This window comes from Listeria monocytogenes (assembly GCF_900187225.1).
Taxonomy (GTDB): Bacteria; Bacillota; Bacilli; order Lactobacillales; family Listeriaceae; genus Listeria; species Listeria monocytogenes.
Map to the genome: position 1 here is coordinate 1,236,201 of NZ_LT906436.1, position 13,654 is coordinate 1,249,854.

The window sequence follows — 13,654 nt, forward strand, 5'->3', positions numbered from 1 at the left end:
GCTTTTTTTATTGTATTAATGTTAATGTTTCATATGGCGCTAATTCCAGTTCAGAACTGATTCTCTGGCGCTCATAATTAGAAAGAAGTACTTCAGCATTTAAAAACTCAGTTGGTAGTTGAATTTTTTTCTTCTCGGAACCAAAATGATGAATGGAAAGAAGGGAAGTAGTTTCGTTTGAACGCTTATAGGCGATAATAGAATCTTCTTCCGTCAAACATGGTGTGTAATCACCCGTTTGAATGACAGGATGCTCTTTCCGGAGTGCGATTAGTTTTTGGTAAAAATAGAAAATGCTCGCTTTATTAGATAAAGCAGTTTGAACATTTATTTCCTTTGCATTATCAGCCACTTTTAGCCAAGGGGTACCAGTCGTAAAACCGGCATTTTGCGAATCGTCCCATTGCATAGGAGTCCGGCTGTTATCGCGCGAACGTTCTTTAATAATCTCCATTACTTCCTGTTCACTAAGTCCGTTTTTTTGTAAAATATCAAAATGGTTGAGCGTTTCCACATCCACATAATCATCAATGCTAGGGAATTTTGGATTCATCATACCAATTTCTTCCCCCATATAAACAAACGGTGTCCCGCGCATAAAATGAATCGTTGCGCCAAGTAGGGTCGCAGAATGATAATAATGTTCCGGCTTGTCGGAAGCAAAGCGACCAAGTGCTCGAGGTTGGTCATGGTTATTCCAGAAAAGCGCATCCCAACCATTTTCATCTGACATCGCAACTTGCCACGTATGGAAAATAGATTTCAAGTTCTCGAAATTCACATCCGCTAAACGCCATTTTTCTCCATCAGGATAGTCTACTTTCAAATGATGGAAATGAAAAACCATCGATAATTCTTTTTCGTCTGGATTACTATAACGAATGCAGTTATCAATATCCGTAGATGACATTTCTCCAACTGTTACAATAGGTTTATCGCCAAAAGTTCGTTCATGTAGTTCTTTTAAATAAGCATGAATTCCCGGTCCATCTGTATAAAAACGACGGCCATCACCCTCAAAATCATCTTCTAAAAACTTAGGTTTGGCAATCACATTTAATACATCTAAACGAAAACCTTCCACGCCTTTATCAATCCAAAAATTCACGACATCAAAGAGTGCCTCGCGTACATTCGGATTGGCCCAGTCTAAATCAGCTTGAGTAACATCGTATAAATGCAAATAGTACTCAGAGGAGTCAGGCAATTTTTCCCAAGCATTACCACCGAATTTGGAAACCCAATTTGTTGGAGGGGAACCATCGGCTTTTGCTGGGCGGAAATAGTAAAAATCACGATAGAATGGATCACCAGCAAGCGCTTTTTTAAACCAAGGATGCTCTGTGGAAGTATGATTTAATACTAAGTCAATCATAATCCCAATATTTCTTTTTTTCGCTTCCTTGATAAGCGTTGTCACATCGTCCATCGTACCAAATAAAGGATCAACCGCGGTATAGTCAGCGATATCATAGCCGTTATCATTTTGCGGAGAAGGATAAAATGGATTCAGCCAAATCATCTCAATTCCGAGTTTTTGTAAATAATCAAGCTTGGCGGTGATACCGGGAATATCCCCAGTACCATCGCCAGTCGTATCATAAAAGGATTTCGGATACACTTGATAAATTGTTTTTTGAGCAAACTTTGTCATAAAGGGAAGCCTCACTTTTTAGTTGGTTGTTTTTGCAGATTCACGATACTCCTTTTTACCAAACGTACGAATTGGTGCAGTATCTACTTTGTTTAAAATATTATATTTGCGGAATAATACAGTTAGAATGAAAGGAACAACAATCGTTATTAACATACATACTGCAAAAACTGCGTAATATTTAGGGTTAATAGACAAGATTCCAGGTAGTCCTCCGACACCAATTGAGTTAGCCATGACACCACTAGACACAGAAACCACAGCCGCAATTGCGGAACCAATCATAGCAGCTACGAATGGATATAAGTACTTCAAGTTAATACCAAACATCGCAGGTTCTGTTACACCCAGATAACAGGAAATAGTTGCTGGAATTGAAACTTGTTCTTCTTTTTCATTGCCGCGATGTAAGAAAATAATTGCTAGAACAGCGGACCCTTGGGCGATGTTAGAAAGTGCGATCATCGGCCAGAGATTCGTTCCACCAAATTGACTCATTAATTGTAAATCAATAGCATTGGTCATATGATGGAGTCCCGTGACAACGAGCGGGGCATATAGGAAGCCAAATAGTGCGGCGAATAACCAACTTAGTCCACCAGTCAAGCCAGCATAAACGACGTTCGAAATCGCGTCGCCAATTTTCCAACCAATTGGTCCAAGAATAACATGAGCTGCAAGAACAGTAGGTACGAGAGCAAAGAATGGAACGAAAATCATCGAGATGGCATTTGGAATAAATTTACGTAACCAAATTTCGAGATAGGCTAGTAAGAATCCAGCCATAATGGCAGGAATAACTTGTGCTTGATACCCAATCATCTGTACTTGAGCAAAGCCAAAGTCCCAAACTGGAATGTCGCCAGCTTTTGTTTCAACAACGCTATAAGCATTTAGTAATTGCGGGGAAACAAGCGTTAAACCAAGGACAATCCCAAGAATTTGTGTGGTTCCCATTTTTTTCGCGATGGACCATGTAATCCCAACAGGTAAGAAATGGAATACAGCTTCACCAATTAACCACAAGAAACTATAAACACCAGCCCAAAATGGATACACATCAACAATGGTCTTAGTACCGTCTTCTAAAAACTTAATATCACCGATAACATTACGGAAACCGAGAATAAGACCACCTACAACGATTGCAGGAATTAACGGTGTGAAAATTTCAGCTAATCCAGCAAGTAAACGTTGAAGTAAGCTCATATTTTTCTTAGCATCTACTTTGGCATCCTCTTTATTTACACCTTCCACGCCACTAATTTTTGAAAATTCATTATAAAAAATAGCTACATCATTACCTATAATAACTTGAAATTGTCCAGCTTGGGTAAACGTTCCTTTTACAGCTGGAATGTCTTCGATAGCTTCCACGTCGGCGTTATCTGGGTCTTGCAACACAAAACGCATTCTTGTTGCACAATGTGTAACAGATGAAATATTTTCTTTGCCACCTATTAATTCTAAGAGAGCGCTTGCATCCTTTTTATAGTCAACCATAAAATTTCCTCCTTTTTAACTTGTATATACAAGTTGTTCGCCATTACTATACTATAAATCAGTTGAAAGCGCAACCACTTTAATTATGTTAAAATAAACTAAAGGAGAGATGGGCATGAAACATATAAGAGTAGCAGCGATTATCAGGCATCAAAACAAAATTTTACTCCACACAACTAAAAATGAAAATTATTGGACATTGCCGGGTGGCGCTGTTGAAAATGAGTTAACTAAAGAAGGATTACAGCGAGAAATGAGAGAAGAACTTGGAGAAGAAGTGACTATTCGAGAGTTAAAAATTATCGCGGAAAATCGCTTTGTATATCGTGGCGAGGAAATGGATAGTATTGAGTTTTATTATATTGTGGAGTTATATCCAAATAGCGCACTATTAGAACTTTCGACGTTTACAAAAATAGAACAGTTTGGGCAGAACGGGGAGACAGATTACGAGTTAAATTTTAAATGGTTTGAAATAGACAAGGTGAGTGAGATAGAAATATTGCCAAAATTTCTCCAAACAGAGCTAACTCAACTTTCAAGTGATCGTATAAAACACATTCAATAAACAGCATAAAAATACCCCGCGAAATATAGGTTTCGCGGGGTTTCATTTAATTAGTCAAAGATACTAATATAATTTCTTTTTTGCTAAGGTCTAAAAATGGTAATTTAACACGTGTATCTAAGCAATATGCGTTGTATAGTAATGGTTTTAAAGTCGTTGTAGAGCTTTCGACTTGGCGAACAAAATTACCAATTTCTTGATATAAAATTTCAATATTTTTTAGACTGCCAATTTTTGAATCAATGCGGTTTTCACTAACATTCACATTGGAGTTCGTTACTTTTTCATTAAATTCATCATTGATAGCATCTTTTGTACGTTCAATTCTTGTAAAACGAGTATCTTCCCAATCAATCTCAATGATATGACAGTCATCAAGTTGGAGGAAGTCACCTGTCCACAGTTTTCCGTCAATTTCAACGATCATTCGCGTATCAGGGAAAACCTCTTTGTTACGGTATTTTTTGAGTAAATAATCATACATTTGTAATTGCGCTAAACAGTTATCCATGTGTGTCATCTCCTTATGGGTTTATTATAGCACATTGTGATTATGTGAACAATCAAGTCGGGATAAATGAATAGTTGGAACTGTAACTTTTTAACTAGTTATACAAAAGTCCTAATAAAAGGCAGTGAAATAGTGAAAATAACTACCAGATGTTATACTAATATTAAGATGAAATGGGAGGGAGACACATGTACAAACAAATGAAATTAAAAGCGACAGATGGGCTAGATTTACATTTACATATATGGGATGAAGTTGAAAATCCAGTTGGTGTAGTTCAAATTGTTCACGGCATGGCAGAGCACGGGGCTAGATATGGCGTGTTTGCTGAACGTTTGAACGAAGCGGGATATATTGTAGTAGCAGACGATCATCGTGGGTTTGGAAAATCGGCTATAGATGAAAGTTATTTGGGTCACTTAGATGGTGAAACAGGATTTCAAGATATGATAAAAGATGAAGTAGTCGTTCGAACTTATTTAAAAGAAACTTATCCCGGACTGAGCTATTTTATTTTCGCACACAGTATGGGAAGTTTCGTCATCCGGACTTTTATGGCGCAACATCAAGTTGATGGAGTAATACTGAGCGGAAGCGGATTACAACCAATCCCTTTACTGAAAATGGGACAAATTATAACGAAGCAACGGATAAAAAAAGATGAAATGAAACGAAGCGGATTTCTAAATAAATTAGCATTTTGGGGTTATAATAAGCCGTTTAATGAAAATCATCGCTTCAGTTGGCTTTCTCGTGATGTGGCGATTTATGAAGCTTATGAGAAAGATCCGTTTTGTGGGCCGGTAGTCGGAACGAGTGGATTTTTCCATAATCTTTTTGAAGCCGTTAAAATAAGCCAGCAAAAAGAAACTGTCGAAAGTGTGCCGAAAGATTTGCCTATTTTATTACTCTCAGGGAGTGATGATCCGGTTGGCCATTTTGGAAAAGATACGCCTAAAATTGCGTTAGCTTTAGAAGCAGCTGGAGTGGAAGATGTTACCTATAAAATATACGAAGATGCGCGTCATGAACTTGTCAATGAATTATGTAAAGAAACTGTTTTTAAAGATGTTATTGCTTGGTTGAATACAAAAAACAAGGAAGCCTAACTATTAGGCTTCCTTTTCTTTAATTGCGGATTTGACCGTCCCCGAAAATAATATATTTAGTAGAAGTAAGCTCCGTTAAGCCCATTGGCCCTCTGGCATGCAGCTTTTGAGTACTAATACCAATTTCTGCACCAAATCCCATTGCAAAACCATCTGTGAAGCGAGTAGAAGCGTTAATATATACTGCCGCAGCATCGACTTTTTGATGAAAAGCTTGTCCAGTTGCATAATCATTCGAAATAATTGCTTCGGAATGTTTTGTCCCGTATTTATTAATGTGATTAATTGCCTCATCTACTGAATCTACAACTTTAATGGCCAAAATAAAGTCTAAAAATTCATCTTCCCAGTCTGACTCTGTTGCTGCTTTAGAATCTTTTAGAATTTCTCGTGCACGTTCATCCGCGCGTAATTCAACGTTATATTCCTTTAAAGCAGTTTCCATTTCAGGAAGAAAGGCATCTGCTACATCCCGGTGAATAAGTAAGGTTTCTGCTGCATTACAAACAGAAGGACGCGAACATTTTGCATTAACTAAAATATCGATTGCCATTTGTTTTTCAGCAGCTTTATCGACATAAATATGACAATTTCCTGTGCCGGTTTCAATAACTGGAACAGTAGCATTTTCAAGAACAGTTTGAATTAATTTAGCTCCACCGCGCGGGATAAGAACATCTAAAAAGCGATTTAAGCGCATCATATCACGAGCTGTTTCACGAGATGTGTCTTCAATTAATTGAACGCTAGAACGAGGGAATCCAGATGCCTCTAGTGAATCCTGAATAACGGACATAAGAGCCTTATTCGAATCAATTGCATCACTACCACCACGTAAAATAACAGCATTACCAGTTTTAAAACAAAGTACAGAAGCATCGACAGTAACGTTTGGTCTTGATTCATAAATGATACCTATAACTCCAAGTGGTACTCTCGTTTTTCCAATAGTGAGTTCGGCTTCATTTTTCCACATATTTGTTACTTCTCCGATAGGATCTTTCAAAGCAACAACTTGTTTAACAGCCTCAGAAATTTCTTTTATTCTTTCTTCTGTTAAACGGAGGCGATCAATCATTGTTTCAGGTGTACCTTTTTCCCGAGCACGTATAATATCTTTGTTGTTTTCTTCAAGAAGGGAAGCTGTATGAGTAAGTAAATCATTGCTTAGATTTAGCAAAGCTGCATTTTTTTGCTTAGTTGATGCTTGCGCTAAAAATTGGGCTGCTTCTTTAGCTGCACTTCCTTTTTTAATGAGTTCCGTCATGGGAAAATTCCTCCTTTTTACTTGCAAATAAAGTCCCGATTTGTTCACCTTGCATTATATCAAAAATAATTGTAGGATTTTTGCCATTGGTTAAAATCATTTTTTGGTTAGCATTCATACAATAAGAAGCAGCGGAAAGTTTCGTTAACATGCCGCCAGTTCCGAATTTAGAACCTTTACCGCCAGCAAGTGCTTCAATTTCTGGTGTTATTTGATTGATTTCAGAAAACATAACTGCATCTGGGTCAGTTGAAGGATTACTACCATAAAAGCCATCAATATCAGATAGCATGATAAGTAAATCAGCTTGCACGAGTTTAGCCACAATAGCTGAAAGAAGGTCGTTATCGCCGTATTTAGTTACATGTTCTAGTTCCTCAACAGCAACTGTATCATTTTCATTTACGATAGGAATAATTCCGCGTTCTAAGAGACTTTCGAGCGTGTTCATAACATTTTCTCTACTAATAGGGAAGTCAGTTACATCTCGAGTAAGTAGTACTTGACCAACAACTTGTCCGTATTCACCAAAAAACTTACTATATATATGCATTAATTCACTCTGACCGACAGAAGCAACTGCTTGTTGTTCGGGAATACTTGTAGGTCGCACTGGAAGTTGTAATTTATGACATCCAACGCCGATTGCCCCAGAAGAAACTAAGATAACTTCTTTTCCTTCATTACGTAAATCGGATAAAACCATCGCTAATTTTTCGATAGTTCTTAGGTTAATATGGCCATTTCCATACATTAATGTACTTGTACCAACCTTGATAACTAGTCTCTTACTATTTTTTAAAGATTCGCGCATTTCTATGACCCCTCTGCTAATTAGATAATACTTCTATTTTACATGAAAATAGAGATATGTCTATAATATATTGTTGTTTGGCCAAGTAATCACTAAAAAAAGGATTCTAAGAAATTTTCTTAGAATCCTTTTTTATTATTTTGTAGCTTTACTCGCAGCTGAGATGACTGAAACTTGTTTTAATCCTTTACTTATTAGACGTAAAATAACGAACCAAACAATTACGATTAGAACAATTTGTTTAAATGCAATAGCTGGTAGTGGGTTGAAAGGACAATCCCAAACGAAATGTAAAGCAATCGGAATAATAAACCATTTCCAGAAAGTGCCTGTGAAAATATGGTGCATTCCCAGTTTTTGATCTCCTTTAGCAATTACGAGAGCAGCACCAGTTATGGCAGCCCATACAACATGGCCACCGATAGACTGCCAACCACGACTAAAGATAACATTCATCATTGTTTCACCAGCAATATGAATATCCTTGAATAAAAATGCTGCATCGACACTATAGTTAAATGCATATCCAAGTGATTCAAAAGCAGCGAAACCAGCCCCAACAGCCGCACCGATTAGTAAGCCGTTTAGAATATACTTCGAATTAAGCGAGCGGATGAATAGGGCAACGATAATCATTTTTCCAGTTTCTTCAATAAAACCAACTAATAAAGCATTAAAGTAGTTTAATTTTCCAACTGGAATAATCGAATAAATGACAAGTGTTGCAACAAGCGCTGCGACACCACCGATGAAAAACATTTTCACAACATCGAAAACGCTGATATTTCGCGGTGCATTTGTTTCGAAAAAGAATAATAAGACCGAAAATGGAACTGCAAAAGAGCCAATAACCATCAGCCCAGGTATGGTATTACTGTTATCAAACAAATATGTACAAGCAAGAAGTAAAAAGTACGTAATGATTAAAACTAAGAATACTCTAGAAAACACCCATGGATGGGGCCAAGTATGTGGAATGTCACTAGTTGCAGGCGTCGTATATTTTGTTCCTGCAATAAATACTTTTTCGCCTTCCTCTTTAGAGTGCTTTTTAAAGACAGCAGAGAAAAGATTTCCAATTTTTAATTCTGAATTCCCGTGATTCAAAGCATGTTGATGCAATTCTGTTTGTTTAAATGCGACCCACTCTGGATGAGGGGATTTTTGGACCAATGTAAGATTATTAATCTCTTTCTTTCTATATAGAGCAATCATCTCTACATTTGTAAAAGGTCCAACTTTCTGTTCGTTCTTTTTGAAGTACCATTCTGACAAATGAAACTCCCCCTTTAGCTTTTTATTTTGACTCCATTAATTATTCCCAAAAACGCTAAAAGTTAAACGAGCGAAGGGAATTAATCGTTTATTTTCTTCGCTTGTTCGTAAAGGAAATTAATTGAATCAGCTAAAAAAGCTGCTGCGGACTCATTTAGTGGTTGTCCATCTAAATTTAAATCATCCTCATATTTTAAATCTTCACTAATTTTAGTTATTCTTTTTCCAATATCTTTCTCGTTTTGGAGTTCACTAGGAGCATATGTTGGGATACTTTGTTGTCCAAGTAAATAATCGACACTAACATCATAAAGTGTTGCAATTTGAGTCACCATTTCTAAATCTGGCTCCCGAATACCATATTCCCAATTGCCATAAGTGGAAGGTGCTTTTAAACCAAGTCTTCTAGCTGTTTCTGCTTTTGACCAACCTTGTTTTTCCCGTAATAAAGTAAGTCTGTTACTTAAATTTGGCATAATTTCACTCCTTTTTGTTTGATTATACAATATCTTACTCAATTTAGCTATATTTTAACACATAACGTATTATTTTGTGATTGACATAGTCGTATTGAGTTGGTAATATTGTATTAACAACTCAAATTGTGTAGATAAGGAGAAGATGACATGAAAACAGTAGACACCAGAAGAATTAATACAACAAAAATTCGAGAATTACGATTGCAGCGAGGAATCACCCAAGCTTTCATTGCGCGACGGATGGGCTATAGGTACACATCAGGTTACAGTAACATTGAAAAAGGAACTGTTAGACTATCACACAAAAATGCTGTTATTCTAAGTGAAATTTTAATGTGCGATTTGAAATTCTTTTATGAATAATTAGACACGGGATAAAAATGTTAAATAAAAAGATTATCTTTTTAACAAACGTTTTATGGAATTTATTTAAAATGAATACACACAAAATGTGTGGGATAAGAGCGAAGGAGAAAACATCATGAGGAAAAAAACGTTAGCAGTGTTTCTTATTTTTACGGTGTTAGTTGCATTATTAGCGCCAACTAATGCAAGCGCATATACAAAACTTGGGTATGTGATGACAAAGTCTAGTGCAAAAAATTTTAAAATTTATATTAACGGTTCGGCGAAAGGGTTTAAAAATATTATTATTAGTGGCGCAAAAGCCTGGAACCCATCTCCCTACTTGAATACAGTAAGCATAGGGAACGATGTCAGACCTAACTATACGGTTAGTAGTTCAGGGACAAACAAGGGAAGTGTTTTGGCGGTATGCAACACAACTTACTACAAATCAAATAAATTGATCTCCAAAAACGAGATCACTTTGTACAAAGGCTTTCGTTCGCTTTCAACTAACCATAAAATAGAAACTATTGTACATGAATTTGGACATGGCTTTGGCCTAGGGCACGTGAAAACTAAAAATGCAATTATGTTAGACAAAGGGTTTATAAATAAAACAAAACCTCAAACAGACGATTTCAATGGCATCAAAGCTTTATATAAGTAAAATAAGGAGGATTGACAATGAAGAATAGGATTACAATGATTGCAGGTATAGTATGCCTTAGTATTTTAACTGCTTGTTCTAGTAGTGAGAGTGTGAAAGGAACGACATCAGAAGAACAAACAACATCACAAAGCGGAGCAGAAATGATAAAAGCAAATAACGGGGTTGTCTCTTACCACGGAAAATACCTCAAACTTGCTGAAAATATGGATAACCTTGAAAAAGATGCCCCAATTATCATTAAAGCAACCAAAAAATCCGAAAAAACAACTGTAACAAAAGAAACAAAAGAAAATGTATTTCCAACCGATTTTTATACGATGAGCGATGTGCAAATAAATTCTATCGAGAAAGATACAACAGGAAAATTGAGTGAGAATATGACTATTAAAGTGTTGGAGTATAGCGTGGAAAATGTTTTGGTAGAAGGAGAAGAATATGATTTAACTATTGATGGCTATAAAAATATGGAAAAGGGAGAAGAGTATACGCTTTTCTTAGAAAAAAATCCAGATGGTGACAATTATATACTATCAAATGCAGTTATAAGTAAATTCCCAGTGGAAGAATTATCTGAAGAAGAATTGTTCTTAGATGGCGGGCAAGCAACAGAAGAAACAGATAGCATAGAAGAAATTTATCAGGAAGTCTATCAAGAAGTTTTGGAAGAATACAGTGAATAAAAAGTTTTAACGCCCGCAAGACCTCGGTGTAAAAATCGAGGTCTAATTTTTTTGAAATAAAAATTTGATAAAAATTGAAGCTTAATCTAGACAATTTTTCGTAATAAAACACCATAAAAACCTCTTGACAGAAGCAGACGATACAAGTAGAATGAATCAAACCAAATCAACATTTTTTGCTACAAATGGTTAGATTTTTAACAATAAGGGTAAATCCAGTTAGTATAAATAAAGCTTTTTCAAATAAAAGGAGATAAAACGATGAGTGGAAGTGGTGCTTTTTTTCCAATGAGTGTTAAAAAATTTCTGGAAAAAGGGATTACCTCGTTGTCCGAAGAAGAAAAAATGAGTACGCTGCATTATTTGGAGAATGCGTATCATCAAGAGCCTTGCAACGAGGAAATTGTACATAGATTAATTCAATTTTATAATCAGACAGATAAAACGAATAAAGCGCAAGAAATCGGCCAAAACTTTTTGACGATGAATGGCTATAATAAGGAAATTCTTGGAGAGCTATCTGTAACTTTTATGAAAGAAGATAATATGGATACGTACTTTACATTAGTTAGGCATTATATGGAAGAAGAAAAAAAAGAAGCAACGGAAGAAATAGCTGATAATGTTATTCCTTTTCCCAAACAGTTTGTTCCAAGAAGAGATATTCGTGAATTTGCGTCTTGGCAGACGACGGAACAATTGGAGTTTTTACAAGAAGCTCGTTTCTTAGAAATAGATTCCTTTTTGTCAGCATTTAAAGATTTTCTAGCGGATGACACTTTTTCCCCGTTTGTTCAGTCGATGATTTTCGAATTAATGCAAGAAAAAGAAATAAATGAAGATGTTACAGTCCGAAAAATAGATAAGCATGGTACCTTTAATCCAAGTCTTGTGCCAATGCTTGCTGATAACAAATTTGCGGAAGCCATTTTTGCTGGACTTGCTGAGATGCTCGAACATAGTAATCCAAGCCTTTTAGAGCAAGTGATTGGAATTATACAGCAACATCTATTTATGCTTTATCCTTTTGAATTAGAACCTCGGGAAGTAGATGTTTGGGTAAACGCATACTATAAATGGGCGAATGCAATGTACGGTAATTATTGCGTTATTTCGGACGATGTGAATCACTTAGCAGTAGAAGAAGCTATTTCCATTATTGAAGAGTTAGAAATTAGGCAACAAAATTATTTTATATAATGATATTTCTTGTTTTCAAGTCAGGGATATCTGTGTTATTATTAGTGAGTATGGCTGAAACTTGTCATGAGAGTAATTAAATTGAACTAAATAGATGATGGAGGGAATTATACCATGTCAGTAAAATGGGAAAAACAAGAAGGTAATGTTGGAAAACTTACTTTTGAAATTGAACAAGAAAAAGTAAAAGAAGGTTTAGATAGAGCTTTCGTAAAAGTGCGTAAAACTCTTAATGTGCCTGGCTTCCGTAAAGGGAAAGTTCCACGTCAAATTTTCAATCAACGTTTTGGTGAAGAAGCTCTTTTCCAAGATGCGCTTGATATCTTGCTTCCAGAAGTATATTCTGCAGCAATTGACGAAGCTGGTATTGATCCAGTGGATACTCCTCAAGTAAACATTGAGTCTATGGAAAAAGGCGAAACTTGGGTTTTAACAGCTGAAGTTACAGTGAAACCTGAAGTGAAACTTGGAGACTACAAAGGTCTTGAAGTAGAAAAACGCGAAACAGAACTTACAACTGAAGAATTAGAAGCTGAATTAAAACAATTACAAGAGCGTCAAGCTGAGTTAGTTGTTAAAGAAGATGCACCAGCTGAAAACGGTGACACTGTTATCCTTGATTTTGAAGGATTTAAAGACGGCGTAGCTTTCGAAGGTGGACAAGCTGAAAATCATTCTCTAGAACTTGGAAGCGGACAATTCATTCCTGGTTTTGAAGAAAAATTAGTTGGCTTAAAAGCTGGCGACGAAGCGGATATCGAGCTAACTTTCCCTGAAGAGTATCATGCAGAAGATTTAGCTGGACAACCTGTAGTTTTCAAAGTGAAATTACACGAAATCAAAACAAAAGAAGTTCCTGCTCTTGACGATGAACTTGCAAAAGACATCGACGAAGAAGTAGAAACTTTAGATGAATTAAAAGAAAAAATCTCTAAACGTTTACAAGAAGCAAAAGAAGAATCCGTTGCTCAAGCTAAACAAGAAGAAGTTATTGCGAAAGCTGTTGAAAATGCAGAAGTGGATATTCCACACGCAATGGTTCACCATGAAGCGGATCATTTAATGAATCACTTCGCACAAGATTTACAAGCACAAGGTCTAACTCCTGAATTATATTACCAATTCACTGGCCAAACAGAAGAAGCTATGCACGCACAAATGGAAAAAGACGCTGAAAAACGCGTGAAAATGAACCTAGTGCTTGAAGCAATTGCAGAAGCTGAAAACATTGAGCCAACTGAAGAAGCTATTGACGAAGAAATTTCTACATTAGCTGAAAAATATGGTATGGAAAAAGACGCAGTTCGTGCTGCACTTGGCGATATGAGCGAACTTAAATCTGATCTTAAAATCCGTAAAGCTATCGATGTATTATTAGATAGCGCAGTGGAAAAATAAGCTACGACTGATTTAATAATTTCATTAAAAAATGGGGGGCATGAGTTATACTCGTGTCCTTCTGAATGTAGAAATATGAATACAGATGATTGGCATTTCTAATAAACAAATGATATTATTAACACACATAGGAGATGAAAAAATCGCCTATAAGCAACATACCTATGCGAAGGGGTGA

At 36.2% G+C, this 13,654-nt stretch carries 14 protein-coding genes; 7 read left to right on the top strand and 7 right to left on the bottom strand.

Annotated features, from left to right (window positions below; genetic code table 11):
- Window positions 1–7: 7 nt before the first annotated feature.
- Window positions 8–1,654 carry an alpha,alpha-phosphotrehalase gene (gene treC / locus CKV70_RS06360; RefSeq protein WP_014600787.1) on the bottom strand — a complete coding sequence of 549 codons (1,647 nt, stop codon included), beginning with the start codon at window positions 1,652–1,654 and terminating at the stop codon, window positions 8–10.
- A gap of 18 nt (window positions 1,655–1,672) precedes the next feature.
- Window positions 1,673–3,157, bottom strand: coding sequence for a PTS system trehalose-specific EIIBC component (gene treP, locus CKV70_RS06365; RefSeq protein ID WP_003723556.1), 1,485 nt, complete (start codon window positions 3,155–3,157; stop codon window positions 1,673–1,675).
- Window positions 3,158–3,272: 115 nt separating this feature from the next.
- Between treP and CKV70_RS06370 the strand changes: the two genes are divergently transcribed.
- The gene (locus tag CKV70_RS06370; RefSeq protein ID WP_003723557.1) at window positions 3,273–3,725 is read left to right on the top strand and encodes an NUDIX hydrolase; all 453 of its coding nucleotides are present in this window, start codon (window positions 3,273–3,275) and stop codon (window positions 3,723–3,725) included.
- A gap of 46 nt (window positions 3,726–3,771) precedes the next feature.
- Here CKV70_RS06370 and CKV70_RS06375 read toward each other — a convergent pair whose 3' ends face one another.
- Complete coding sequence (locus tag CKV70_RS06375; RefSeq protein WP_012951571.1) at window positions 3,772–4,236, bottom strand: hypothetical protein; 465 nt, start codon at window positions 4,234–4,236, stop codon at window positions 3,772–3,774.
- A 188-nt stretch (window positions 4,237–4,424) separates the two neighbouring features.
- On the opposite strand from CKV70_RS06375, the gene CKV70_RS06380 reads away from it, so the two are divergent.
- Window positions 4,425–5,345: an alpha/beta fold hydrolase gene (locus tag CKV70_RS06380; RefSeq protein WP_003723559.1), complete on the top strand. Its 921-nt coding sequence runs from the start codon at window positions 4,425–4,427 to the stop codon at window positions 5,343–5,345.
- 19 nt (window positions 5,346–5,364) lie between these two features.
- Here the strand turns inward: CKV70_RS06380 and CKV70_RS06385 are convergent, their stop codons facing one another.
- The 4 genes from CKV70_RS06385 to CKV70_RS06400 form a co-directional block, all read right to left on the bottom strand.
- Window positions 5,365–6,612, bottom strand: coding sequence for a glutamate-5-semialdehyde dehydrogenase (locus tag CKV70_RS06385; RefSeq protein ID WP_003723560.1), 1,248 nt, complete (start codon window positions 6,610–6,612; stop codon window positions 5,365–5,367).
- On the bottom strand, window positions 6,596–7,426 hold the full coding sequence (gene proB / locus CKV70_RS06390) for a glutamate 5-kinase (protein WP_003723561.1): 831 nt from the start codon (window positions 7,424–7,426) through the stop codon (window positions 6,596–6,598). The genes CKV70_RS06385 and proB overlap by 17 nt, the downstream gene beginning before the upstream one ends.
- Before the next feature lie 135 nt (window positions 7,427–7,561).
- Window positions 7,562–8,701, bottom strand: a complete 1,140-nt coding sequence (locus tag CKV70_RS06395; RefSeq protein ID WP_014600789.1) for a PrsW family glutamic-type intramembrane protease — start codon at window positions 8,699–8,701, stop codon at window positions 7,562–7,564.
- 80 nt (window positions 8,702–8,781) lie between these two features.
- Window positions 8,782–9,177: a helix-turn-helix domain-containing protein gene (locus tag CKV70_RS06400; RefSeq protein ID WP_003723563.1), complete on the bottom strand. Its 396-nt coding sequence runs from the start codon at window positions 9,175–9,177 to the stop codon at window positions 8,782–8,784.
- 150 nt (window positions 9,178–9,327) lie between these two features.
- Between CKV70_RS06400 and CKV70_RS06405 the strand changes: the two genes are divergently transcribed.
- From CKV70_RS06405 to tig, 5 genes are all read left to right on the top strand, one after another.
- Window positions 9,328–9,543, top strand: coding sequence for a helix-turn-helix domain-containing protein (locus CKV70_RS06405; RefSeq protein WP_003727524.1), 216 nt, complete (start codon window positions 9,328–9,330; stop codon window positions 9,541–9,543).
- A 118-nt stretch (window positions 9,544–9,661) separates the two neighbouring features.
- Window positions 9,662–10,195 (top strand): matrixin family metalloprotease, encoded by a 534-nt coding sequence (locus CKV70_RS06410; RefSeq protein ID WP_010989719.1) that lies wholly within the window; start codon window positions 9,662–9,664, stop codon window positions 10,193–10,195.
- 17 nt (window positions 10,196–10,212) lie between these two features.
- Window positions 10,213–10,878: a hypothetical protein gene (locus CKV70_RS06415; RefSeq protein ID WP_003732795.1), complete on the top strand. Its 666-nt coding sequence runs from the start codon at window positions 10,213–10,215 to the stop codon at window positions 10,876–10,878.
- 261 nt (window positions 10,879–11,139) lie between these two features.
- A complete protein-coding gene (locus CKV70_RS06420; protein ID WP_014600790.1) occupies window positions 11,140–12,078 on the top strand; it encodes a hypothetical protein in 939 nt (312 codons plus the stop codon).
- 114 nt (window positions 12,079–12,192) lie between these two features.
- Entirely contained in the window at window positions 12,193–13,476 is a 1,284-nt protein-coding gene (gene tig, locus CKV70_RS06425) for a trigger factor (RefSeq protein ID WP_003723884.1), read from the top strand.
- Window positions 13,477–13,654 lie beyond the last annotated feature (178 nt).